Below are 23,749 nucleotides of genomic sequence, written 5' to 3' on the forward strand. Positions count from 1 at the left end.
TTTGGCATTGCCGAATTTACTTCAGCAGATCCTTCACGACGCCGGAGGCCTTCGCAAAGTCGATCTGACCGGGATAACGTTCCTTCAGCGCATTCATGCATTTGCCCATGTCACGCAGGCCGGAAGCACCGGTTTCGGCGATGACGGCCTGGCAAAGTTCGCGCACCTTCTCGGCCGGAATTTCTTCCGGCATGAATTCCTTGATGATGACGATTTCTTCGCGCTCCTGAGCGGCAAGTTCGGGACGGCCCGCACCTTCATAGATGCTGGCGGATTCTTCCCGCTGCTTCACCATCTTGGTCAGAATTTGCATGATATCTTCATCGCTGACGGGGTCCTTGCCCACGCCGCGGTTGGCGATATCGCGATCCTTGATGGCCGTCTGGATGAGACGCACGGTCGAGGTGCGGCGTGCATCACGAGCCTTCAATGCGTCCTTCAAAGCGTTTGCGAACGTGTCGCGCATCATTTTTCTTCTCCTTGGGAAAGCGCTTTCCGCAGCTTCTCGATACGGAAACTTTCCACCTCATTTTGCGAAACGACATAAACGAGCCGACACGCTCAAGCAAATCAAATGCATAAGACCTTGAAAATACGGTGGTTTAATTCCACGTAAATCTTGGCCCTGCGGTTGACCGCTTGGGCTGCTTTCGTTATTTTCCGGCACCTGCACGAGATTTTAACGAAGGGTCGGAACGCGAGCTTTATCGCGCGCCCCTTTATGTCACGAAGCCTGCGACAAAAATGGCCCCTTACCCCCTGCCTTTCAAGAGGCGGGGTGCGAAGCGGCAGAAACGGAACGAGATGACCGAGACAGCGCCCTGGACTACCCGCAAACCGACCGCAATGCTTGTTCTTGCCGATGGCACAGTGATTGAAGGAACGGGCATCGGCGCAACCGGTAAGGTTCAGGCCGAGGTCTGCTTCAACACGGCGCTGACGGGTTACGAAGAAATCCTCACCGACCCCTCCTATCTCGGCCAGATCGTTACCTTCACCTTCCCGCATATCGGCAATGTCGGCACCAATGAAGAAGATATCGAAGACCTGACGCCCGCCGCCCGCCGCGGCGCCGTCGGCGTCATCTTCAAGGCCGACATCACCGACCCCTCGAACTTCCGCGCGGTCAAGCATCTGGATGCCTGGCTTAAGGCCCGCGGCGTCATCGGCCTCTGCGGCATAGACACCCGCGCCCTGACGGCATGGATCCGCGAAAACGGTGCCCCGAACGCGGTTATCGCCCATGATCCGAACGGCGTCTTCGATATCGAAGCGCTGAAGGCGGAAGCCAAGGCGTGGAGCGGCCTCGTCGGCCTCGATCTCGCTATCGAAGCTACCTCCGGCCAGTCCTCCACCTGGGCCGAAACGCCGTGGGTCTGGAACAAGGGTTATGGCACACTCGGCGAAGCCGATGCCAAGTATCACGTCGTCTGCGTCGATTTTGGCGTCAAGCGCAACATCCTGCGCCTGTTTGCCGGTCTCGATTGCAAGGTCACCGTCGTTCCGGCCCAGACTTCGGCTGAAGACATCCTGGCGCTGAAGCCGGATGGCGTGTTCCTGTCCAACGGCCCCGGAGACCCGGCCGCGACGGGCGAATATGCCGTTCCTGTCATCCAGAACCTCATCAAGACCGACCTGCCGATCTTCGGCATCTGCCTCGGCCACCAGATGCTCGGCCTTGCCGTTGGCGCAAAGACTGAAAAGATGCATCAGGGCCACCATGGCGCGAACCATCCGGTCAAGGACTTCACGACCGGCAAGGTGGAAATCGTCTCGATGAACCACGGCTTTGCGGTGGATACCAAGTCGCTGCCCGAGGGCGTCGAAGAGACCCATATCTCGCTGTTCGACGGTACCAATTGCGGCCTGCGCATCACCGGCAAGCCGGTGTTCTCCGTCCAGCACCACCCGGAAGCATCGCCGGGCCCGCAGGACAGCCACTATCTCTTCCGCCGCTTCGTCAATCTGCTGCGTGAAAAGAAGGGCGAGGCAGCGCTCGCCGAGCGCTGATACTTTTCCAATCCGGACGTTACATGCGGCCCGCTTCTCAGCGGGCCGTTTTCATTTCACGCTTCACAAGCAGCACGAAGCGGATGGTAAGAAGAACGGCGGCTGTCGAAAGACCGATCACAAAGCCGAACCAGACACCGCGCCCGCCGAAACCGAGCGGAAAAGCCATGGTCCAGGCAAGCGCCAGCCCAATCGGCCAATAGGAGATCAGCGCCAGCATCGCCGGTATACGCGCATCCTTCAACCCGCGTAGCAGGCCTGCCGTGACCGCCTGAATGCCATCGACAAGCTGGAAGATGCCGGCAATCACCACCAGGCTGCTGGCATAAGCGAGCACTTCCGCAGCTTCTGGAAGTTTGGGATCAAGGAACCACTTCGCCAGAAATTCCGGCACCGCCGCAAACAGGATGCCACCGCACAGGGCGATGCCACAGGCGATGGCGTAAATCATGATCGAAGCGCGGATGAGGTTCTTGAAGTCCCCCTGGCCCCGCGCCACGCCGACGCGAACGGTCGCAGCCTGCGAAAGGCCGAGCGGGATCATGAAGGCGATGGAAGCGAGCTGCAGGGCAATGCCGTGCGCCGCGAGCTGTACCGTGCCGATCTGCCCCATCAGGATCGAGGCGGCAGCAAACAGGGTCACCTCGGCAAGAATGGTGATGCTGATCGGCAGGCCAAGACGCAGCACTTCAAAAAGCGCATGCCAGTCTGGCCGCCAGAAGCGCACGAACAGCTCGTATTTCTTCGTTTCCTCGCGCGTCTGCACATACGCCACGATGAAGATGAAGCTGAAGGCGTTGACGATGACCGCAACCACGGCCGCGCCATTCATGCCCATGGCCGGCAGCCCGAAATGTCCGAAAACCAGCGCGTAAGCCAGTATGCCATTCATGACAAGCATGATGATGGTGGCATAAAGAATGATGCCTGCCCGGCCGATGGCGCTGACAAGGCCGCGCAGCACATAAAACAACAATGCCGGCAGCAGGCCGAACTTGGCGATGGCGAGATAATGGCCTGTCAGCGACGCAACATCTGGGTTCTGCCCAAGCGCAACCAGGATGCGCTCGGCATTCATGAAGATCGGCAGCGTCAGAAGCCAGTACGCGATCGCCACCCACATGCCCATGCGCAACGAGCGGCGCGCAGATGTCGCATCGCCCTGCCCGTAAGCCTGCGCCACCATGGGCACAACGGCGACCGAGAAGCCTGTACCAAAAATAAAAACGACAAAAAAGAACTGCCCGGCCAGCACCATCGCCGCCAGCTTCTCGGCCCCCAGCTGACCGACGATCACCATATCGGTGGTATGGATGCCAAGCTGCGCGAGCTGCGCGCCAATAAGAGGGATTCCGAGAACAAGCGTAGCCTTGAAATGCGAAAACCACGACCCCGATCCGGACGGAACGGTTCCTGCAACAACCGACGAAGACATTGTAATTCACCCGAACATTGGCCGTTGCCCGCGATTTGCGCAACGGCAGCACGAGGATGAATAAAATAATCGCTGTCTGCATGCAACCGGCAGCAGTGCATGGTTAAAAATTACGCAGTTCTGAAAAGGCTCGACAAATTCGCAATACGAGCCCTCACCAAACACAAGTTTAGTCGAATTTTACCATTCGCCTTTATCCATTAGAACATCGAATAGTTCTTCTAAAATCATAAGCTGCATGACGCAGAATATTCCCGCCTTCGAGGCATGTTTCCCCAACCATTGTTCAAGATGACCTTATCGGTGCATCGGGCTTCAAGGATCTGTAGCTTGCCAAAGAAAACCAATCTTATGACGCGCATTCTGGTTGCCGCGTCATCTCTTGTCGTCGCCGCCTTTGCGGGCTTCTCGTATTATATCGACAGCCTTCAGCATCGGGTCACCACCGAAGCGGTGGCAGAAAATATCGATTCTTCCGGCAAGCAGGCCGCCCAGAGCATCGCGAATTGGCTGAATGGCCGCATCATGCTGACGGAAACCGTGGCAAAGACGCTTGCCAAGCTTCCCGAGGACGGTGCGAAGCTGCAGTTTCTGGAGAATGAGGTGCTGACCGCGCAATTCATGTCCACCTATTTTGGCAATGCGGAAACCGGCACCTTCACCACCTTCCCGAAGACACCGCTGCCGGAAGGCTACGACCCGCGCAAGCGCCCGTGGTACCTGGATGCGGTGAAAGCCGGCAAGACGGTGCTGACCGAGCCTTATAACGACGCCTCCACCGGCGGCCTCATCATCACGGCTGCCATTCCGGTCTCCGTCGACGGCAAGCTTACCGGTGTAACCGGCAGCGACTTCTCGCTCGACTCCCTGGTCAAGATGATCACGTCAGTGGATGCCGGCAAGGACGGTTACGCCTTCCTCGTCAGCAAGGATGGCAAGATTCTCATCCATCCCGATGCAAAATTCGTCGACAAACCGCTGACCGATCTCTTCAAAGTCGATACGCCGATGATTTCTTCTGCAATTTCCCAGACGGAAATCGACGGCAAGGGCAAAATCACCAGTTTCATTCCCGTTGCCGGCCTGCCTTCGGTCGACTGGTATCTTGGCTTTGTTGTTGATTCCGATGTTGCCTATGGCGCCATCGGGCAGTTCCGCATGGCCGCCACCATCGCCACCATTCTCGCCGCCACGATCATGATCGGCCTGCTGGCGACAGTGCTCTCCCGCTTCATCGTTCGCCCGGTGACGCAGATGACCTCCGCCATGGAAGGCCTGGCTGCCGGCAATCTCGAGGTCGCCATTCCTGGCCAGGAACGCACCGATCAGATCGGCTCCATGGCTGCGGCCGTTGCCGTGTTCCGCTCGAACGCCATGGAACGCCTGCGGCTCGAAGGGGACGCCGAACAGAACCGCACACTTTCCGAACAGGAGCGTAACGAGCGGGAACGACTGGCAGCAAAAGACGCGGCCGATATCCAGTTTGCAGTCGATTCACTGGCAAAGGGTCTTGCTCATCTCTCCAACGGCGATCTCAATTATCGTATCGATACGCCGTTTGTGTCCCGCATCGATCGCCTGCGCGACGACTTCAACAATTCCGTTGCGAAGCTGAATGCTGCGCTCAGCACCGTCGGACAGAACGCGCTTGCGATCGATGCCGGTGCCGGCGAAATCCGCCAGTCAGCCGACGATCTGGCGCGACGCACCGAACAGCAGGCAGCCTCCGTGGAAGAAACGGCGGCGGCGCTTGAGGAAATCACCACGACTGTCAAGGATTCCGCCCGCCGTGCGGAAGAAGTCGGCCGCCTGGTCGACCGCGCCCGCGGCAATGCCGAACAGTCCGGCGTCATCGTCGAAGATGCCGTGCGCGCCATGGAAGGCATCGAAAAATCATCGTCCGAGATCAGCAACATTATCGGCGTGATCGACGAGATCGCCTTCCAGACCAACCTGCTCGCGCTCAACGCCGGTGTTGAAGCCGCCCGCGCCGGTGAGGCCGGCAAGGGTTTTGCTGTCGTCGCCCAGGAAGTGCGCGAACTTGCCCAGCGTTCCGCCAATGCGGCAAAGGAGATCAAGACGCTGATCAACGCCTCCACCTCGCAGGTGCAGTCCGGCGTCGAACTCGTCGGCAATGCCGGCAAGGCGCTGGAAACCATCGTCCGCGAAGTGCAGGAGATCAACCGCCACATCGACGCGATCGTCACCGCATCGCGCGAACAGTCGACCGGCCTCCAGGAAATCAACACCGCCATCAACACCATCGATCAGGGCACGCAGCAGAATGCCGCCATGGTCGAGGAGCAGACGGCAGCAAGTCATGGCCTCGCCTCGGAAGCGGCGGCGCTGAATGAGTTGCTAGCGCAGTTCCAGCTCGCCACGGCTACGCGGCGGCAGGCGGAATATGGGCGGGCTGCTTAAGAGAGAATGGATATTGGCCGATCGTTATAGCACCGGATCATGGCCAACCATCACCACGCTCGACGTCATCCTCGGGCTTGTCCCGAGGATCCAACCACGTCTCGTATAAAACATACGTCGCAGAAGCTCGGGACACGCCGGAGCATGACGGAGGTGAAATCTTACGCCTTTCTCACCTCATGGCCGGAGCGATCCGGCCATTTTTTTGTCCACCCCCATAATAGCCGGTTTCCGCCATTCACACGATCCGCTAGAGCTTGATCGATCATGATCATGCGGAGGGATTCATGCTGGAACTGATTTGGCGCGGCATTGCCATGGGCATTGGCGGCACCGTGTTTATGGACATATGGGCAATCATACTGCACCGGTTTTTCGGCCAGTCCGCCCCGAACTGGGCGCCGGTCGGCCGCTGGTTCTGGCATGTGCCGAAAGGCAGGATATTTCACGACAGCATCGCCACGGCTGAACCCTACAAGCATGAACTGGCGCTCGGCTGGATTTCGCATTACGCCGTCGGGATTCTCTATGGTGTCATTCTTGCCCTGGTGGTCCCGGCCACCTGGTTTGCAAACCCGTCCTTCATAGCGCCGTGGGTCGTCGGCATCATAACGGTGGGCGCAGGCTGGTTCCTGCTGCAGCCGGGTCTCGGCATTGGCTGGGCCGCATCGAAGACACCGAACCCCACGAAGGTTCGCCTCCTCAACCTCGTGGCCCATACCATCTTCGCCCTCGGCATGTATGTCATGGCGCTCTTGATGAGCTAAACGAAAAGGGGGCTGAAAAGCCCCCTCTCCTCAGATATTCGCCGAGAAAGTATCGCAGTCCTCGACCCGGCCGCTCTGGAAGCCGCGCTTAAACCATTCCATGCGCTGCGCCGAGGTGCCATGGTTGAAGCTATCGGGCACCACATAGCCTTGAGTCTGCTTCTGCAGCGTATCGTCGCCGATCTGATGGGCGGCGTTCAGGGCTTCCTCAAGGTCGCCGGTCTCAAGAATGCCCTTCTGTTCGGTAAACTTGCCCCAGATGCCCGCATAACAATCCGCCTGAAGCTCCACACGCACCGACATCTTGTTGGCGTCCGTCTGGCTCATCGACTGACGGCGGCGGTTGAACTCAGGCAGAACGCCGGTCAGGTTCTGGATGTGGTGTCCGACCTCATGCGCAATCACGTAAGCCTGCGCGAAATCGCCAGCCGCGCCGAAACGCTGGTCGAGTTCCTTGAAGAAGCTGGTATCGAGATAGACCTTACGGTCGCCCGGGCAATAGAACGGACCGCTGGCAGCGGAAGCATAACCACAGGCGGAAGACACCTGCCCGGAGAACAGAACCAGCGTCGGCTTCTGATAGGTTTCGCCTGCCGACTGGAAAATGCCGCTCCACGTATCCTCGGTCTCGGCAAGAACGGTGCGGACGAAGGCGGTCGTCTCGTCGGACGATTGCCCCTGTGGTCGCGTGCCGGACTGCTGGGTCCCCGATTGCGTCGTACCGCCGCCATCCATCGACAGATCGCCGCCGGTCAGCAGCGTCAGTGGGTTGATGCCGAGCACCCAGCTGATCAACAGAATGACCAGAAGACCGCCAATCCCGATACCGCCGCCGCGACGCCCGATTGGCACGCGCATCCCGCCTCGGGAAAAAGGATCACTCGGCCCCGCCGACATGCCGCGCCGATCCTCAATATTGTCCGACTGGCGGCGCCCTCTCCATTCCATGCTATTCTCCCGGCGACTATCGCCTCAACAAGCTGCCTTATAACGGCACTATAATACATCTTGTTCCGGAAGAAAGCAGAGGCGGTCAGCGGAGTCTTTCATGCGGCTCTGCGTCTTTGTTTCAGCACGGTCAGAAACAGGAAGGCAAAGACCAGAGCGCCGGCGGAAACGGCCACAAATCCCGCTCCGCCGCCATCAAAAGCAACCTTGTTCATAAGGCGTCCGGGCACGAAGGTGAAACCTCCGGCAATCACGATGCCGCCCAGATAAACGCTCTGCATAATCCGCATATGGCGTCTGATATCGCCACGCCGGGCGAAGTAGATCGATTGCAGACAGCCATATATCGTGAAAGCGGAGAGGAGATGGATCGGGCTGAAACCGTAAAACATCCTCAATTCATGGATGAAGAACGTCGAAACGGAAGTCGAAACCATCAGCATCACCCAGATTTTGCCGAGCAGCCGGTGGATGGCGGTTCCCTTGGGGCGCAGGAAGATGAAGGCCCCGAGAATGGCTGCGGGCATGACGGTGGCGACATGGAATTGCACGGCAAGCGGTGCGTCTAACAGAGGCTGGAATGACATGGGTGCTGTTTCGGCTCGGTTGAAATCACCGGCAATTTCGGCGAAACATGCGGACAGGAAAAACGGATTGGCGCCATCAGCAGGAAAACTTCGTGGATCACCCGTATCTGCAATCCACGCTTCGTGAAATGCACGCCGTTCTGCAATCGCGCAGGCTGTGGCTGACATTCCTTGCGGTGCTGGCGATCTTCATCGTGACCGGGCCTTTCGGAACGAGCGAAACCATGAGCTTCGCCGACCGACTGCTTTACTGGACAATCATTCAGGCGAGTGCCTGGATATTTGCCATATCCTTTTCCATCATCGCCAAAACGATCCTATCAGGCCACATCGACAACATGCTGGCACGCATGATGATCGGCTCGCTGACCGCGGCACTCCCGATCGGGCTGCTGCTCACCATCACCAATCAGATTTTCTACGGCAAGGAGATGGGCTTAACACCGGCTTTGAAAAGCAGCCTCTCATCCCTCCCCCTCTGCGCGATCTTTTGCCTATTGAGTTACCTCACAACCTGCCAGTCCTTCGAAAAAGCGGCGGAGGCTGAAACGGGCACAGATGCAAATGCAGATCGGGAGGTCACAGGCATCATCCCCTTGCTGGAACGATTGCCGCCGCAAAAACGCGGAGAATTGTTGCGACTATCGGTTCAGGATCATTACACGCAAATCGTCACCACGCGCGGGCAGCAGCTGGTTCTGCTGCGTTTTGCCGATGCGCTGAAAGAACTCGGCCATACGGCGGGTCTGCAGGTGCATCGTTCCCACTGGATTGCCGATGCCGACTTTATTTCCCTGCGCAAGCAGACAGGCCGTCTGCACATCATTACAAGAGATGGCACGGAGATCCCCGTCAGCCGCTCTTACACCGCGGCGGTACAGGCCCGTTTTGCTGCGCTTGCCCCTGCCCGTTAAGAGTTTCTGTCGATTCCGGAATTTATGGGGTTCCGTTCTCAAAAACATTTGCCTATAAGCCGCTTCTAGCCTGAAAACATTTGAATTGCGCTCCCCGGCCGGTGATCTTCCACCCTGGCCGGTGCTTTGCGCAACCGAAAAGCGGAACGAGAGAGCCCATGCCGAAGCGCCAAGATATCAAGTCCATCCTCATCATCGGCGCGGGACCGATCGTTATCGGTCAGGCATGTGAATTCGATTACTCCGGCACGCAGGCCTGTAAGGCGCTGAAGGAAGAAGGTTACCGGGTCATTCTGGTCAACTCCAACCCGGCGACGATCATGACCGATCCGGGTCTCGCGGACGCCACCTACGTCGAGCCGATCACCCCTGAAGTCGTGGCCAAGATCATTGCGAAGGAGCGCCCAGACGCGCTGCTGCCGACCATGGGCGGCCAGACCGCGCTCAACACCGCGCTTTCTCTCAAGCGCATGGGCGTTCTCGACCGCTACAATGTCGAAATGATCGGCGCGAAGCCCGAAGCCATCGACATGGCCGAAGACCGGGCCCTCTTCCGCGAAGCCATGGCCCGCATCGGCCTTGAAACCCCGCGCTCGATGCTCGCCAACGCCACTGAAATCAAGGATGCCGACCGCAAGAAGCATGAAGCTGCGCGGGCGGAACTGAAGGGCAAGCTCTCCGGCCCCGAACTCGACAAGGCGCTGGACGACCTCGAAAACCAGTGGAACCTCGGCGAAACCGACCGCAAGCAGCGTTACATGGCCCACGCCATGGCCATTGCCGCCCAGGCCATCGATCATGTCGGCCTGCCCGCCATCATCCGCCCGTCGTTTACGCTGGGCGGCACGGGCGGCGGCATTGCCTATAACCGCTCGGAATTCTTCGACATCGTCTCCGGCGGCCTCGACGCCTCGCCGACGACGGAAGTTCTGGTCGAAGAATCGGTTCTGGGCTGGAAGGAGTATGAGATGGAAGTCGTCCGCGACACCGCGGACAATTGCATCATCATCTGCTCCATCGAAAACATCGATCCGATGGGTGTCCACACCGGTGACTCCATCACTGTCGCGCCAGCGTTGACGCTGACCGACAAGGAATACCAGATCATGCGCAACGCCTCGATTGCGGTGCTGCGTGAGATCGGCGTCGAGACCGGCGGCTCCAACGTGCAGTTCGCCGTCAACCCGAAGGACGGCCGCCTCGTCGTCATCGAAATGAACCCGCGCGTGTCGCGCTCCTCTGCGCTGGCTTCCAAGGCAACCGGCTTCCCGATCGCCAAGATCGCCGCCAAACTCGCCATCGGCTACACGCTGGACGAACTCGAAAACGACATCACCGGCGGCGCCACCCCGGCATCGTTCGAACCCTCGATTGACTACGTCGTCACCAAGATCCCGCGTTTTGCCTTCGAGAAGTTCCCGGGCGCGTCGCCGATCCTCACCACCGCGATGAAGTCGGTCGGTGAAGTCATGGCCATCGGCCGTACCTTTGCGGAATCCCTGCAGAAGGCGCTGCGCGGTCTCGAAACCGGCCTTACCGGTCTCGATGAAATCGAAATTCCCGGTTACGAAGAGGGCGAAGGCTCCAAGAACGCGATCCGTGCTGCCATCGGCACGCCGACGCCGGATCGCCTGCGCATGGTCGCCCAGGCGCTGCGCATGGGCATGAGCGAAGAGGAAGTCCACGAGAACTCGAAGATCGACCCTTGGTTCATCGCCCAGTTCAAGGCCATCGTCGATACGGAAGCCCGCATCCGCGAGCACAGCCTGCCACAGGACGCCGAAAACCTGCGGATGCTGAAGGCCATGGGCTTTTCCGATGCCCGCCTCGCCAGCCTGACCTCCAAGCGCCCGAAGGAAGTGGCAGAGCTGCGCAACAGCCTGAACGTCCGCCCGGTCTTCAAGCGCATCGACACCTGCGCCGCTGAATTCGCCTCGCCGACCGCCTACATGTATTCGACCTATGAAATTCCCTTCGTCGGCGCCGCCCGCTCTGAAGCGCAGGTCTCCGACCGCAAGAAGGTCGTCATCCTCGGCGGCGGCCCGAACCGTATCGGCCAGGGCATCGAGTTCGATTATTGCTGCTGCCACGCCGCCTTCGCGCTGAAGGATGCCGGCTTTGAAGCGATCATGATCAACTGCAACCCGGAAACGGTGTCCACCGACTACGACACTTCCGACCGCCTCTATTTCGAGCCGCTGACGGCCGAAGACGTGATCGAGATCATGCGCGCCGAACAGGAAAAGGGTGAACTCGTCGGCGTCATCGTGCAGTTCGGTGGCCAGACGCCGCTGAAGCTTGCAGAAGCGCTGGAAAAGAACGGTATCCCGATCCTCGGCACCGCGCCTGACATGATCGACCTTGCCGAAGACCGCGACCGCTTCCAGAAGCTCTTGATGAAGCTCGATCTGGCCCAACCGAACAATGGCATCGCCTATTCGGTCGAGCAGGCCCGCCTTGTCGCTTCTGAAATCGGCTTCCCGCTGGTGGTTCGCCCGTCCTACGTTCTGGGTGGCCGCGCCATGCAGATCATCCATTCGGAAGGCCAGCTCCAGACCTACCTGCTCGACACGGTTCCGGGTCTCGTACCCGAGGACATCAAGCAGCGTTACCCGAACGACAAGACCGGCCAGATCAACACCCTGCTCGGCAAGAACCCGCTTCTGTTCGACAGCTACCTGACCAACGCCGTCGAAGTGGACGTCGACGCGCTGTGCGATGGCGAAAACGTCTTCGTATCCGGCATCATGGAGCACATAGAAGAGGCTGGCATCCACTCGGGCGACTCGGCCTGCTCGCTGCCTTCGCGTTCGCTCAGCAAGGAAACGCTCGACGAACTGGAGCGCCAGACGACGGCGCTTGCCAAGGCGCTCAAGGTCGGCGGCCTGATGAACGTTCAATATGCCATCAAGGACGGCACGATCTACGTTCTCGAAGTCAACCCGCGCGCCTCGCGTACCGTGCCTTTCGTCGCGAAAACAATCGGCGCGCCGATCGCCAAGATCGCCGCCCGCGTCATGGCGGGCGAGAAGCTCGATCCGGCGATTGCCGCTTACGGCGAGAAGCCTGATCCGCGTAACCTCAAGCACATTGCCGTCAAGGAAGCCGTCTTCCCCTTCGCGCGCTTCCCCGGCGTCGACATTCTGCTCGGACCGGAAATGCGCTCGACCGGTGAAGTCATCGGCCTCGACAGTGATTTCGCGCTCGCCTTCGCTAAGAGCCAGCTCGGCGCCGGTGTTGACCTGCCCCGCTCCGGCGCGGTCTTCGTCTCGGTCCGTGATGAGGACAAGGAAGGCGTTCTGCCCGCCATCCGCATTCTCGTGGAAAGCGGCTTCAGAGTGCTGGCCACCGGCGGCACCCAGCGTTTCCTTGCCGAAAAGGGCATCAACGCCGAAAAGATCAACAAGGTGCAGGAAGGCCGTCCGCATATCGAGGACGCAATCCGCAACCGTCAGGTCCAGCTCGTCATCAACACCACCGACAGCAACAAGGCGATTTCCGACTCGAAGTCGCTGCGCCGCGCAACGTTGATGCAGAAGGTGCCCTATTACACGACGATGGCAGGTGCCGAAGCAGCCGCCCTCGCCATCAAGGCGCTGAAGGCCGGCAATCTGGAAGTGAAGCCGCTGCAGAGCTACTTCAACTAAGAGATCAGCAAGAAAGCCTGACGAACTGAATGAACGCCGGAACGCCGCGAACCACCAGGTTGGCGGCGTTTCTCATTGCGTAATACACCTGCAATCCAACGCCGGTATCAAAAAAACATCATTTCCACCCGCAGGCCGATGACGATTCTTCCCTGTCCCGAGAATTCTCCGCCATCGCCGATCACCCAGGTTCCTGAAGCCGCATCTGGAGTAAAAGCATGACTGGACGACCGCCCGGCCCGATGCGTGTAGCTTTCCCACTGCGCATCGAACCGGTGATTTTGAACGCTGTTCGCCAGACTGCGAGCGACGAGCTGCGCAGCATTAACGCGCAGATCGAAATTCTTCTGAAAGAAGCCCTTAGGCAGCGTGAGCGAGAGGTAGGCCATGACATGGGCCAAAAATCGAACGAGAGCGAATAGCATCTGAAACGGCAGGCTTTAAGCCGCCAGTGCTTCCCGGACGCAGTTGCGGCCTTCGCTCTTGGCGCGGTACAGCGCGCGGTCGGCCATGTCGGCCAGCGTCTGGAGATCACAGTGTATCTCGCCGCTTGTCGCAATGCCGATGCTGATTGTCACACCGACACGCAGCCCGCCGCAGTCCACCTCTTTCAAAGCAACCGCGTTGCGAATGCGCTCGCCTATCATTGACGCCTTTTGGCTTCCTGCGCCGGGCAGGAAGATGATGAATTCCTCGCCGCCATAACGGGCCAGCACGTCGCCACTGCGAATACTGCCGCTGATCCGCTTTGCCACTTCCTGCAGGACGCTGTCACCGACGGAATGGCCGAAGCGGTCGTTGATCGATTTGAAGTGATCGATATCGAGTAGCATTGTCGCATCGGTGGGATCAGGCTTTGTGGGCATCGTCTGGAAGAAGAAGCGCCGGTTCTTCACGCCTGTCAGCGGATCCGTATTGGCAAGGATCAACAGTTTCCGCTCCGAGCGTTCAGCCACCAGCACCATCACGAACAGGGCAATCGCAAAGTTGAGCATAATGATGAGGAAGAACGCATTGACGATGTCGATGGAGGCGAGAGAGGGTGAAAGCACCCCCTTTACCACCAGAAGTGAAATCAGCCCCGAGACGGTGGTGATCGCGCCCATCGCGATGCGGGAAAGAAGCGGCTCCTTGCGCCAGCCGCTAAACAGCACCACGGCTGCGCCGAGATAGGCGAGCGCCGCACAGCCATTGAACAGCGCAGCGCGCAACGCATTGTTCTCCGCCACCTCATACGCGAGGACAATCCCGAGAACCACGACAAGACAAGTCCCAAGCAGAGTTTTCGGCGATACAAAACGGCCGTCGCTCAACGCTTTCAGACCAAGCCAGATAAGCGCATAACCTGCAATACCGAATACGATACTGCCCAACCGCCACAAGGCCGGCGACAATATCTTCCACTCGCCATATCCGGCAAGCGTTGAGCCGACGGCCATTGCCGCAAAGCCCGCGGCAAGAGTGACAGGACCGCGCAGGCCGCGATTGGTCAGCATCAAATAAATAAAACTCATTAGCCCCACGATGTAGGAGCATTTTTGCATTAGTATGACTGTTGCAAGGTCAAGTTCACCAAGCATAATACGCCCGTCTATAAATATTTTGATGAGACATATAAAATGACTCGAATAAATTTCAATTAAAACGAAAAACTAACGATGCGCAAAGCATAACAACGCCAAGTTGATATTCGATAAAATATATACATAGAAAAGACTATTCAAAATTTCTTACATAAAGCATGTCCTGTTTGAATTTCTTGATTTCCATCTCTTTAGCCTGCTCATCAGGGAGGCGAAGCAGGTAGGATGGGTGCACGGTGACAAAAAGCGTCCGCCCTTCTTGCATTGGCAAGGGCCGGCCGCGAATCTCCGAGACCTTTTCTTTGCCGCCGGTCAGCGCATATAGCGCCGTTGCACCCATCGCAACGATCAGCTTCGGCTGAACAAGCGCGATTTCCTGGTTGAGCCACCAGCGGCATTGCTCCACTTCCCCCGCATTCGGCCGCTGGTGGATGCGCCGTTTGCCGCGCGTTTCGTATTTGAAGTGTTTCACGGCATTGGTAACGTAAAGCCCGCCGCGGTCCACACCGATCTCTCTGAGCGTCCTGTCGAACAGCTGGCCTGCGGGGCCGACAAAAGGTTTTCCGGCCAGATCCTCGTGATCGCCCGGCTGCTCACCGACGACCATGATCTTCGCGTTTTCCGGCCCGTCACCAAAAACGGTCTGCGTCGCCTTGCAATGCAGGGCACACCGTGTGCAGTGGCGCGCTTCATGCGCCAGCGAAGCAAGCGTGCCATCCGGCAAAGGTGGCTGCTCTTCCCGTGCGGAAGCCGCTGCCTGGAGGCGATGGTGAAACGGCTTCGGTTGGCTCGCCTCCTTCGCCGCCATCTCCAGCACCCGCGCCTCCGCGCCCAGAATCAGGTCAGGGATGAGCTCGGCTTCCGGCAGATTCTTCCAGTATTTCTTCGGCATCTCCGCTGTCATGGCCTTGATCTTCAAGCGGGCCGGGTTGAAAATATTGGCGTAATAGGTCCGCCAGAGATCGTCCGTTTCATCCTTGAGATCAGGCTTGGCGGCAGCCTCCCGTGATGTCTGCAGCAGGTTTCCGTCCCATCGGGCGCTGCCCTTCGGCGAGACAATCAACCAGTCCATGTCGGTGAAGCGACGTTGAAAAAACGGAGCCGTACGTTCGATGATGAAATGGTCCGGTTCGAACCACGCCACGAACCGCCGTCGCCCGCCCTGCCCTTGCGGCAATGACAGCTCCTTGAAACGCACGAAGGCCGTCATCTTGTGATAATCGCGACGGACAGACTTTTCGAGCAGCCGCACATCGGAAACATCCCGATCGGACTTGAACTGCAGCAGGGCCCGATCCCGTTTCAGCCGCCACAATAGCCTGTAGAGCAGCGCGAAACGGCCGGGATCGCTGTGGCAGATGACGGCCTGCGCCAGCGCGACAAATGCGGCAGGTACGGAAACCGGGGCGGCGCCCTCCGTTGGCAATGGCGCACCGGAAAAGTCGAGAAGCCCAAACCCGTCATCCTGCAGCCGCCAGTCGATCTTCTCCGGCGGTATATTGGCCGCAAGCGCCGCGCGCGCAGCATCGCGCCACTCGGTGAAATCCCCCCGCCCCTCCAGCACCGGGCCATACATCACAACAACGACAATTGTTCAGGCTGCGGCGCAAACATCGCGCGCAGATCCGGCCGTTCGATCAGCTTGCCCGGTCTCCATCCATCCGCGACGATAAAGGCCTTCACCTTTTTGAGAGATACGCCGAAGCGGGCGATATCTTCCAGCCGCAGGCTGCGGAACTTCCGCGACGAGAGAATCGAGGCAACCGTCTTGGTGCCGAAACCGGGTACACGCAGCAACATTTCGCGATCCGCCGCATTGACGTTTACCGGAAACTGATCGCGATGCTTCAATGCCCAGGCAAGCTTCGGGTCGATGTCAAGATCCAGCATGCCGTTTCCGCCGATAGCGGTGATCTCGCCGATATCGAAACCGTAAAAACGATAAAGCCAGTCCGCCTGATAGAGGCGGTGTTCGCGCATCAGCGGCGGCTTGATGAGTGGCAGGTTCTTCGACGAATCCGGAATTGGGCTGAACGCCGAATAATAGACGCGCCGCAGACCATAGCTTCCATAGAGCCGCGCGCTGGTGGAAAGAATGGTGCTGTCATCGGCGCCGTCGGCGCCCACGATCATCTGCGTGCTCTGTCCGGCGGGCGCAAAACGCTTGGTTTTTCGCGTTCTGACGGTAGGCTCGCCCGCCTCCTCGATCTTCAGGCGAATATCGGCCATAGAGCGGCGAATATTGGCGGGCTGCTTTTCCGGCGCAAAACGGCCGATGCCGCTATCGGTGGGCAACTCGATGTTGATCGACAACCGGTCCGCATAAAGCCCCGCCTCCTCGATCAATTTCGGAGACGCTTCCGGGATGGATTTTAGGTGGATGTATCCACGAAAGCCATGGGTGACCCGCAGTTCACGCGCCACACGCACCATCTCCTCCATCGTGTGATCAGAGGAACGGATGATACCCGAGGACAAGAACAACCCTTCAATATAGTTGCGCCGGTAAAATTCGAGCGTCAGCCACACCACCTCTTCTGCGGTAAACCGCGCCCGTTCCACATTGCTGGAAGAACGGTTGATGCAATAGGCGCAATCATAGATGCAGAAATTGGTGAGCAGGATTTTCAGGAGCGATATGCAGCGCCCATCCGGCGCATAGGCATGACAGATGCCAGACCCTTCTGTCGAGCCCAATCCGCCAGAGGCTGCGGAGTTCCGTTTCGCCGTCCCGCTCGATGCGCAGGAGGCGTCGTATTTCGCGGCGTCAGAGAGAATGGCCAGCCGTTGCCTGATTGACTTCTTCATAATAATGTTCACTATATGTTCTCTTGAAGATTGTCAATCAGGATGTTCAAGTCATTGGAAAGACGAAGAAATATTGATGCCTCAAATTTGCTGGCATTTCGCTGTCGTCTTCTGATATAGTCCGCTCAGTTATGATTTTGGCATGGTTCCGGAGTTCCCCTCCGGAACCTGTTTCTTTTTGTGTCTGCAGGTAAAGCGACCGGAATGCGAAGGATAAAAAAATGGTAGAAAAAGTACCGATGACCCAGGGTGGATTCGTCAAGCTTCAGGAGGAGCTTCGCTGGCGCCAGCAGGAGGAACGCCCCCGCATCATCGAGGCGATTGCGGAAGCGCGCGCCCATGGCGACCTTTCGGAAAACGCCGAGTACCATGCTGCCAAGGAAGCGCAGAGCCATAACGAGGGCCGCATCACGGAACTCGAAGATCTGACGGCGCGCGCTGAAGTCATCGACCTTTCCAAGATGTCGGGTTCGAAGATCAAGTTCGGTGCCACCGTGAAGCTGGTTGACGAAGACAGCGATGAGGAAAAGACCTATCAGATCGTCGGCGACCAGGAAGCCGACGTAAAGGCCGGCCGTATTTCCATCTCTTCGCCGATTGCCCGCGCCCTGATCGGCAAGGAAGTTGGCGACAGCATCGAAGTCAACGCGCCTGGCGGCGCCAAGGGTTACGAGATCCTCGCGGTTCAGTGGGGCTGATTGCCCCATGCAATGCGCCCCCAGCGGGCGCATTGCTTTTGACCTGTTGCTCCCCTGAACCAGCCGCAAAGACGGAAGCCCATCTTGTCCCACGTCAGCCTGAAAGATGTGCAGGTGCTTGCGCCGAATTTCAAACGCAGGCTCTCCGGCGTCACCTCCACAATCGTTCAGCTAATACCGGTGCAGAACCGGATGGGACAGAAGGTCGCCACCATCGGCCCCGGCCTGCCGCCGCATCTGCCGCATGTGCGTTTCCGCGACCTGTGGCGGCTCTGGCAAGGCGGCCCGTTTGGCGGCCCGCGCATCTGGCATGCCCGCCGCAACCTCGAAATGTTGCCGGGAATTTTCATGCGTGATGTGCTGCGCATGAAGGTGAAGCTTCTCTTCACCTCGGCCGCGCAGAGGCGGCATTCCGCCTACACCCGTTTCCTGATCTCCAGGATGGATGCCGTGGTGGCCACCAACATTCGCTCGGGCTCATTTCTTGAAGTGCCCCATCGCGTTGTCATGCATGGCGTGGATACCGAACTTTTCCACCCGGCAACCGGTCCTGAGGACACGATAGCCGCGACCGGCTTGCCGGGACAATATCTGATCGGCTGCTTCGGGCGGGTCCGCCACCAGAAGGGCACCGATCTTTTCGTGCGTGCCATGATCGAACTTCTGCCCGCCTATCCGCAATGGACAGCTGTGGTTTCAGGCCGCGTGACGGCGGAACACAAGGCTTTTGCCGAAACCCTTGAAGCAGATGTCAGGGCCGCCGGCCTCTCAGATCGTATCGTGTTTCAGGGTGAAGTTGATGACATCAAGCCGTGGTACAGGCGGCTGACGCTCTATGTCGCGCCTTCGCGCAACGAGGGCTTCGGGCTGACTCCGCTTGAAGCAATGGCCTCGGAAACGGCCGTCGTCGCCAGCAATGCCGGTGCCTACGAGGAAATGATCGTCAAGGGCGAGACCGGGGCGGTTGTTGAAGCGGGGGACTATGCTTCGCTGAGGGATGCGATAAAGACCTATCTCGCCGATCCCGCCATGGCCAAAGTCCATGCGAGTACCGGACTTGCGCATGTGCGCAGCACTTTTCCGCTGGAAAAAGAAGCGGCCAGTCTTGGCGAAGTCTATGAGGCGTTGCGGCGGGGGTAATGCGTCGCAAACCGGAAAATCAGATTTCCACGAGACCGACGCGCTTGACCTGACGGATGGTCAGCATGGTGCGCACCGTATCGACATTCTCATCCGCAGTCAGAACCTCGATGACGAAGTCCTGAAATTCCGTCAGGTTTCTTGCGACGCAATGTAACAGGAAGTCGCTTTCGCCGGATACCATCCAGGCCTGGCGCACGAGAGGCCACCCGGCCGTCGCCGCGGCAAAGGCCTTCAGATTGCTGTCCGACTGGCGCTTGAGACCGATCATGCAGAAGGCGACGAGATCAAAACCGAGCTTCGGCGCGTTCAACATGGCGTGATAACCCTCGATCACCCCCGCCTCCTCGAGCTTGCGGACACGCCTCAGGCACGGAGGAGCCGAGATACCGACCCTTTCGGCCAGTTCCACATTGGTCATGCGCCCGTCGCGCTGCAATTCGCGCAGGATTTTCAGATCGATGGCATCGAGTTCGACGCTGGTCACGGAGGAGTACCTCGTTAAGCTGGAGAACTTCCTTGTACTATTCGGCGCGGGATTCGCAACAATATGCCGCCAACCGGTCACAAAATTGCGCGTGCATCCACAACTGCCTTGTTGGTAACGCAAGGCTGCCCTTGAATAAAGGCACTAGACAACCTTAAATACCCGCCAACGAAGGGGTTATGGCCCGTCCGCCCTGCCGCGGCTGGAAGGCCCTCGACTGAAGACCCTGCTATTGAGAAGGAAATTTCCCATGTCTGCCCGCCATACCAAGGTATTGATCATCGGCTCCGGTCCCGCAGGCTACACGGCGGCGATCTACGCCGCACGCGCAATGCTGAAGCCGGTGCTGATCGCCGGCATGGAACAGGGCGGTCAGCTGATGATCACCACCGATGTCGAGAATTACCCGGGCTTTGCAGACCCTATCCAGGGCCCGTGGCTGATGGACCAGATGCTGAAGCAGGCGACGCATGTCGGCGCGGAAATCGTCAGTGACCTGGTGACCGAAGTTGAAACCAGCGTTCGCCCGTTCGTCGTGAAGACCGATTCTGGCCAGGTATGGACCGCCGACACGCTGATCATCGCCACCGGCGCCAAGGCCAAGTGGCTCGGCATCGAGAGCGAGCAACATTTCCAGGGCTTCGGCGTTTCCGCCTGCGCCACCTGCGATGGTTTCTTCTATCGCAACAAGGATGTGATTGTGGTGGGCGGCGGCAATTCCGCCGTGGAAGAGGCGCTTTATCTCGCCCATATCGCCAGGTCGGTAACGGTCGTGCACAGACGCGACAGCTTCCGTTCGGAAAAAATCCTTCAGGAACGGCTCTTTGCCAAGGACAACGTCAATATCCTCTGGAACACGGAAGTTGCCGAAATTACCGGCGCGCCCGCAAAACCGCCGATGCCGCCCTCCGTTTCCGGCGTCAAGCTGCGCGACACCAAAACCGGCGCGATCAGCGAAAGGCCCATTGACGGCGTCTTCGTCGCAATCGGTCACGCGCCTGCCGTGGAGCTCTTCAAGGGCAAGGTGAAGCTGAAGGACAACGGTTATATGTGGACCGCTCCCGATTCCACCGCCACCGACGTGGAAGGCATTTTCGCGGCCGGCGACGTCACCGACGACATCTACCGTCAGGCAATCACCGCCGCCGGCATGGGCTGCATGGCCGCGCTGGAAGCGGAACGTTATCTCACCGCGCATCAACCGCTTGCTGTCGCAGCGGAATAACTGAAAGGCAGGATAGGCATGGCAATGCCATTGGACTGGGATAAACTGCGCATATTTCATGCCGCAGCCGAAGCAGGGTCTTTCACCCATGCTGCCGACAAGCTGCATTTGTCCCAGTCGGCCATCAGCCGCCAGGTCAGCGCGCTGGAGCAGGATGTCGGCGTCAAGCTGTTTCATCGCCACGCCCGCGGCCTGATTCTTACCGAACAGGGCGAACTGCTCTATCGCACCGCTCACGATGTGCTGCTGAAGCTCGAAACGGTGAAGATGCAGCTCACCGAAACGACGGAAAAGCCGAGCGGCAAGCTGCGCGTCACGACGACGGTGGGCCTCGGTCAGGGCTGGCTGACGGACAAGGTGCAGGAATTCCTGCAGCTCTATCCGGAAATGTCGATCCAGCTCATCCTCGACAATGAGGAGCTGGATGTGAACATGCGCCACGCAGATTGCGCCATTCGCCTGCGCCAGCCCCAGCAATCGGACCTCATCCAGCGCAAGCTGTTCACGGTGCACATGCACGTCTATGCCGCGCCGTCTTACATCAATCGCCATGGCGAGCCCCAGTCGGTTGAGGATCTGGACAACCATCGCATCATCTCGTTTGGCGAACCCGCGCCGAACTACCTGCTAGATGTCAACTGGCTCGAAAATGCCGGGCGGTCTTCCGACAATACCCGCACCCCGCATCTGCAGATCAACAGCCAGACCTCGATCAAGCGTGCCTGCCTGCTGGGAATAGGTATCGCCTGCTTGCCGGATTACATTGTGGGCCGGGACCCCGGCCTCATCCAGTTATCGCTCGCGGCCGACATTCCGTCATTCGACACCTATTTCTGCTATCCGGACGAGATGAAAAATGCTGCAAAGCTGAAGGCCTTCCGCGATTTTATCGTCGCCAAGGCGCGCAACTGGAATTTCTGACGTTTAAATAGCCGAACGGCTGAAATAGACGTTATTTTTCAAGGAGATACAGGGGAATTCATGGAAGGGCGACCAGTCGCCCTTCGCCAGCTTTGCACGTAAAATATACCTGAAATATCGAGGCCTGCACCCGACGCATGCCTGACCTGCACAAAAAAGAATTGTTTCGTGCACAAAAAAGCACCATATCGCTCTCAGCTGATGCACACGGTGGCTTTTCCTCCCAGTTCCACCGCATCAGCTGTTCCCCTCTGGAGGTTTTTGACCTTCACACTTAAAGGGCCCTGGATACATCCGGCGGCCCTCTTTTTTTACCTGCAAGAATTTTCTCCAAATTGGCGAAATATCGGATGATGCAACCTTGTTTTGCATTGTCGCTCCCACCATATCTTGGTTGGCTGTCACGCTCGCTCAGGCACGCGACAGCTGTTCCCCTCTGGAGGTTTTGACCTTCAAACTTATCAGGCCGCGGAAATATCCAGCGGCCTTTTTTTTGCCGATGCCACCGCGCCCTTGCGGTCCTCACAGAGACGTGAATTGTATATCGATAATGGTCGATATAAATATCGGGTATGTCAGATATTGAAGAAACCCCAATGAACCCGGAGGAAGTCCTCAAAGCCCTTTCGCACCCCGCACGGCTGAAATTTCTGGAATGGCTGAAGTCTCCGGAAAGTCACTTCTGTCAGGAGCATCCGCTCAGCATGGGTGTTTGCGCCAACCAGTTTCAGATCAGCGGCCTGTCGCAATCCACCGTCTCCTCGCATCTTGCGGTACTGCAGGCGGCGGGCCTGATAAGGTCGAAGAAGGTGGGGCAATGGGTGTTTTTTGAGCGCAACGAGGAAACCATCGATGCTTTCCGCAATTATCTGCAAACCAATCTCTGAGCCTCCCAAGCTTTGAGCCCCGGGGTGCCGGACGGGAACCGCGACACGGTTTCGCACCGGCACCCATATCAGGATAGCGCGCCTGCCGCGCAATTTCGCCAACCGACCAGAAAGTGAAGTCGCATGACCAGTCTTTTCGAACCGGCACAGGCCGGCGATATCGAACTCGCCAACCGCATCGTCATGGCCCCTCTCACCCGCAATCGCTCCCCGGGCGCCATTCCCAACAATCTCAACGCCACCTATTACGAGCAGCGGGCGACAGCCGGCCTGATCGTCACTGAAGGCACGCCCATTTCCCAGCAGGGCCAGGGTTACGCCGATGTTCCCGGTCTTTATAAGCGGGAAGCGATTGAAGGCTGGAAAAAGATCACTGACGGCGTTCATTCGGCGGGCGGCAAGATCGTTGCCCAAATCTGGCATGTGGGCCGAATTTCCCACACCTCGCTGCAGCCGCATGGCGGCCAGCCCGTCGCCCCCTCGGCCATCACCGCCAAATCGAAGACCTATATCATCAATGATGACGGCACCGGTGCCTTTGCCGAAACCTCCGAGCCCCGTGCCCTCACCATCGACGATATCGGCCTCATCCTCGAGGATTACCGCAGCGGCGCGCGCGCGGCACTGGAGGCCGGTTTCGACGGCGTCGAAATCCATGCCGCCAATGGTTACCTGATCGAGCAGTTCCTGAAATCCAGCACCAACCAGCGCACGGATGATTACGGTGGCTCCATCGAAAACCGCGCTCGCTTCCTGCTGGAAGTCGTCGACGCGGTGGCGGAAGAGATCGGCGCCGGCCGCACCGGCATCCGCCTCTCGCCAGTTACCCCTGCCAACGATATTTTCGAGGCTGATCCGCAACCGCTCTATAATTACGTGGTTGAGCAGCTGGGCAAGCGCAATCTCGCCTTCATCCATGTCGTAGAAGGTGCGACGGGCGGTCCGCGCGATTTCAAGCAGGGCGACAAGCCTTTCGATTACGCGTCCTTCAAGGCGGCTTATCGCAATGCCGGGGGCAAGGGCCTGTGGATCGCCAACAATGGTTACGACAGGCAGAGCGCCATCGAAGCCGTGGAAAGTGGCAAGGTTGATGCCGTTGCTTTCGGCAAGGCCTTCATCGCCAATCCTGATCTGGTGCGCCGCCTGAAAAACGACGCGCCGCTGAACGAACCGAACCAGCCGACCTTCTATGGCGGCGGCGCCGAAGGTTACACCGACTATCCGGCCCTCGCCCAATAGCAATGAAAAAGACGCCGCATCGTTCAAAAGCG

Annotated in this window: 20 protein-coding genes; 11 read left to right on the plus strand and 9 right to left on the minus strand. The window is 58.6% G+C overall.

Translation table 11 applies throughout. The features are described from left to right. Window positions 1-16: 16 nt before the first annotated feature. Window positions 17-466, minus strand: a complete 450-nt coding sequence (locus tag AGR2A_RS13015) for a GatB/YqeY domain-containing protein (protein ID WP_004442886.1) — start codon at window positions 464-466, stop codon at window positions 17-19. 338 nt (window positions 467-804) lie between these two features. On the opposite strand from AGR2A_RS13015, the gene carA reads away from it, so the two are divergent. Next, on the plus strand, window positions 805-2,010 hold the full coding sequence (carA, locus tag AGR2A_RS13020; protein ID WP_004442887.1) for a glutamine-hydrolyzing carbamoyl-phosphate synthase small subunit: 1,206 nt from the start codon (window positions 805-807) through the stop codon (window positions 2,008-2,010). A gap of 37 nt (window positions 2,011-2,047) precedes the next feature. Here carA and AGR2A_RS13025 read toward each other — a convergent pair whose 3' ends face one another. Then, window positions 2,048-3,445, minus strand: coding sequence for an MATE family efflux transporter (locus AGR2A_RS13025; protein ID WP_037089827.1), 1,398 nt, complete (start codon window positions 3,443-3,445; stop codon window positions 2,048-2,050). Between the two features lie 330 nt (window positions 3,446-3,775). On the opposite strand from AGR2A_RS13025, the gene mcpU reads away from it, so the two are divergent. Further along, window positions 3,776-5,866: a methyl-accepting chemotaxis protein McpU gene (mcpU, locus tag AGR2A_RS13030; protein WP_072494668.1), complete on the plus strand. Its 2,091-nt coding sequence runs from the start codon at window positions 3,776-3,778 to the stop codon at window positions 5,864-5,866. 287 nt (window positions 5,867-6,153) lie between these two features. Beyond that, window positions 6,154-6,633, plus strand: coding sequence for a DUF2938 domain-containing protein (locus tag AGR2A_RS13035; RefSeq protein ID WP_072494669.1), 480 nt, complete (start codon window positions 6,154-6,156; stop codon window positions 6,631-6,633). 30 nt (window positions 6,634-6,663) lie between these two features. Here the strand turns inward: AGR2A_RS13035 and ypfJ are convergent, their stop codons facing one another. Beyond that, on the minus strand, window positions 6,664-7,581 hold the full coding sequence (gene ypfJ, locus AGR2A_RS13040) for a KPN_02809 family neutral zinc metallopeptidase (protein WP_004442894.1): 918 nt from the start codon (window positions 7,579-7,581) through the stop codon (window positions 6,664-6,666). Window positions 7,582-7,679: 98 nt separating this feature from the next. Beyond that, complete coding sequence (locus AGR2A_RS13045; protein WP_072494670.1) at window positions 7,680-8,168, minus strand: DUF2306 domain-containing protein; 489 nt, start codon at window positions 8,166-8,168, stop codon at window positions 7,680-7,682. A gap of 47 nt (window positions 8,169-8,215) precedes the next feature. On the opposite strand from AGR2A_RS13045, the gene AGR2A_RS13050 reads away from it, so the two are divergent. Continuing rightward, complete coding sequence (locus AGR2A_RS13050; RefSeq protein ID WP_167378201.1) at window positions 8,216-9,082, plus strand: LytTR family DNA-binding domain-containing protein; 867 nt, start codon at window positions 8,216-8,218, stop codon at window positions 9,080-9,082. A 158-nt stretch (window positions 9,083-9,240) separates the two neighbouring features. Next, window positions 9,241-12,729 carry a carbamoyl-phosphate synthase large subunit gene (gene carB / locus AGR2A_RS13055; RefSeq protein WP_072494671.1) on the plus strand — a complete coding sequence of 1,163 codons (3,489 nt, stop codon included), beginning with the start codon at window positions 9,241-9,243 and terminating at the stop codon, window positions 12,727-12,729. A 107-nt stretch (window positions 12,730-12,836) separates the two neighbouring features. On the opposite strand, the gene AGR2A_RS29880 is transcribed toward carB, so the two are convergent. The 4 genes from AGR2A_RS29880 to AGR2A_RS13075 all read right to left on the minus strand — a co-directional run bounded on the left by AGR2A_RS29880 (window position 12,837) and on the right by AGR2A_RS13075 (window position 17,120). Next, entirely contained in the window at window positions 12,837-13,118 is a 282-nt protein-coding gene (locus tag AGR2A_RS29880) for a hypothetical protein (protein ID WP_185933294.1), read from the minus strand. Window positions 13,119-13,169: 51 nt separating this feature from the next. After that, the gene (locus AGR2A_RS13065; protein ID WP_072494672.1) at window positions 13,170-14,309 is read right to left on the minus strand and encodes a GGDEF domain-containing protein; all 1,140 of its coding nucleotides are present in this window, start codon (window positions 14,307-14,309) and stop codon (window positions 13,170-13,172) included. A gap of 136 nt (window positions 14,310-14,445) precedes the next feature. Further along, window positions 14,446-15,888, minus strand: a complete 1,443-nt coding sequence (locus AGR2A_RS13070; protein WP_072494673.1) for a UdgX family uracil-DNA binding protein — start codon at window positions 15,886-15,888, stop codon at window positions 14,446-14,448. Continuing rightward, window positions 15,888-17,120 (minus strand): putative DNA modification/repair radical SAM protein, encoded by a 1,233-nt coding sequence (locus AGR2A_RS13075; RefSeq protein WP_072494674.1) that lies wholly within the window; start codon window positions 17,118-17,120, stop codon window positions 15,888-15,890. The genes AGR2A_RS13070 and AGR2A_RS13075 overlap by 1 nt, the downstream gene beginning before the upstream one ends. A gap of 221 nt (window positions 17,121-17,341) precedes the next feature. Here AGR2A_RS13075 and greA point away from each other — a divergent pair, with 221 nt between their 5' ends. Together greA and AGR2A_RS13085 are read left to right on the plus strand one after the other, a co-directional pair. After that, window positions 17,342-17,818 (plus strand): transcription elongation factor GreA, encoded by a 477-nt coding sequence (greA, locus tag AGR2A_RS13080; RefSeq protein WP_003522847.1) that lies wholly within the window; start codon window positions 17,342-17,344, stop codon window positions 17,816-17,818. Between the two features lie 84 nt (window positions 17,819-17,902). Beyond that, window positions 17,903-18,958: a glycosyltransferase family 4 protein gene (locus tag AGR2A_RS13085; protein WP_072494675.1), complete on the plus strand. Its 1,056-nt coding sequence runs from the start codon at window positions 17,903-17,905 to the stop codon at window positions 18,956-18,958. A 19-nt stretch (window positions 18,959-18,977) separates the two neighbouring features. Here AGR2A_RS13085 and AGR2A_RS13090 read toward each other — a convergent pair whose 3' ends face one another. Next, a complete protein-coding gene (locus AGR2A_RS13090; RefSeq protein ID WP_004442906.1) occupies window positions 18,978-19,445 on the minus strand; it encodes an Lrp/AsnC family transcriptional regulator in 468 nt (155 codons plus the stop codon). A gap of 250 nt (window positions 19,446-19,695) precedes the next feature. Here AGR2A_RS13090 and trxB point away from each other — a divergent pair, with 250 nt between their 5' ends. The 4 genes from trxB (at window position 19,696) to AGR2A_RS13110 (ending at window position 23,717) form a co-directional block, all read left to right on the plus strand. Beyond that, window positions 19,696-20,670, plus strand: a complete 975-nt coding sequence (trxB, locus tag AGR2A_RS13095) for a thioredoxin-disulfide reductase (protein WP_072494676.1) — start codon at window positions 19,696-19,698, stop codon at window positions 20,668-20,670. A gap of 24 nt (window positions 20,671-20,694) precedes the next feature. After that, window positions 20,695-21,591, plus strand: coding sequence for a LysR family transcriptional regulator VtlR (locus AGR2A_RS13100; RefSeq protein ID WP_034498849.1), 897 nt, complete (start codon window positions 20,695-20,697; stop codon window positions 21,589-21,591). A gap of 596 nt (window positions 21,592-22,187) precedes the next feature. Further along, on the plus strand, window positions 22,188-22,478 hold the full coding sequence (locus AGR2A_RS13105; RefSeq protein ID WP_004442911.1) for an ArsR/SmtB family transcription factor: 291 nt from the start codon (window positions 22,188-22,190) through the stop codon (window positions 22,476-22,478). 123 nt (window positions 22,479-22,601) lie between these two features. Then, window positions 22,602-23,717 (plus strand): alkene reductase, encoded by a 1,116-nt coding sequence (locus AGR2A_RS13110; protein ID WP_022556662.1) that lies wholly within the window; start codon window positions 22,602-22,604, stop codon window positions 23,715-23,717. Window positions 23,718-23,749 lie beyond the last annotated feature (32 nt).

The organism is Agrobacterium genomosp. 2 str. CFBP 5494 (genome assembly GCF_900013495.1).
GTDB classification, from domain to species: domain Bacteria; phylum Pseudomonadota; class Alphaproteobacteria; order Rhizobiales; family Rhizobiaceae; genus Agrobacterium; species Agrobacterium pusense.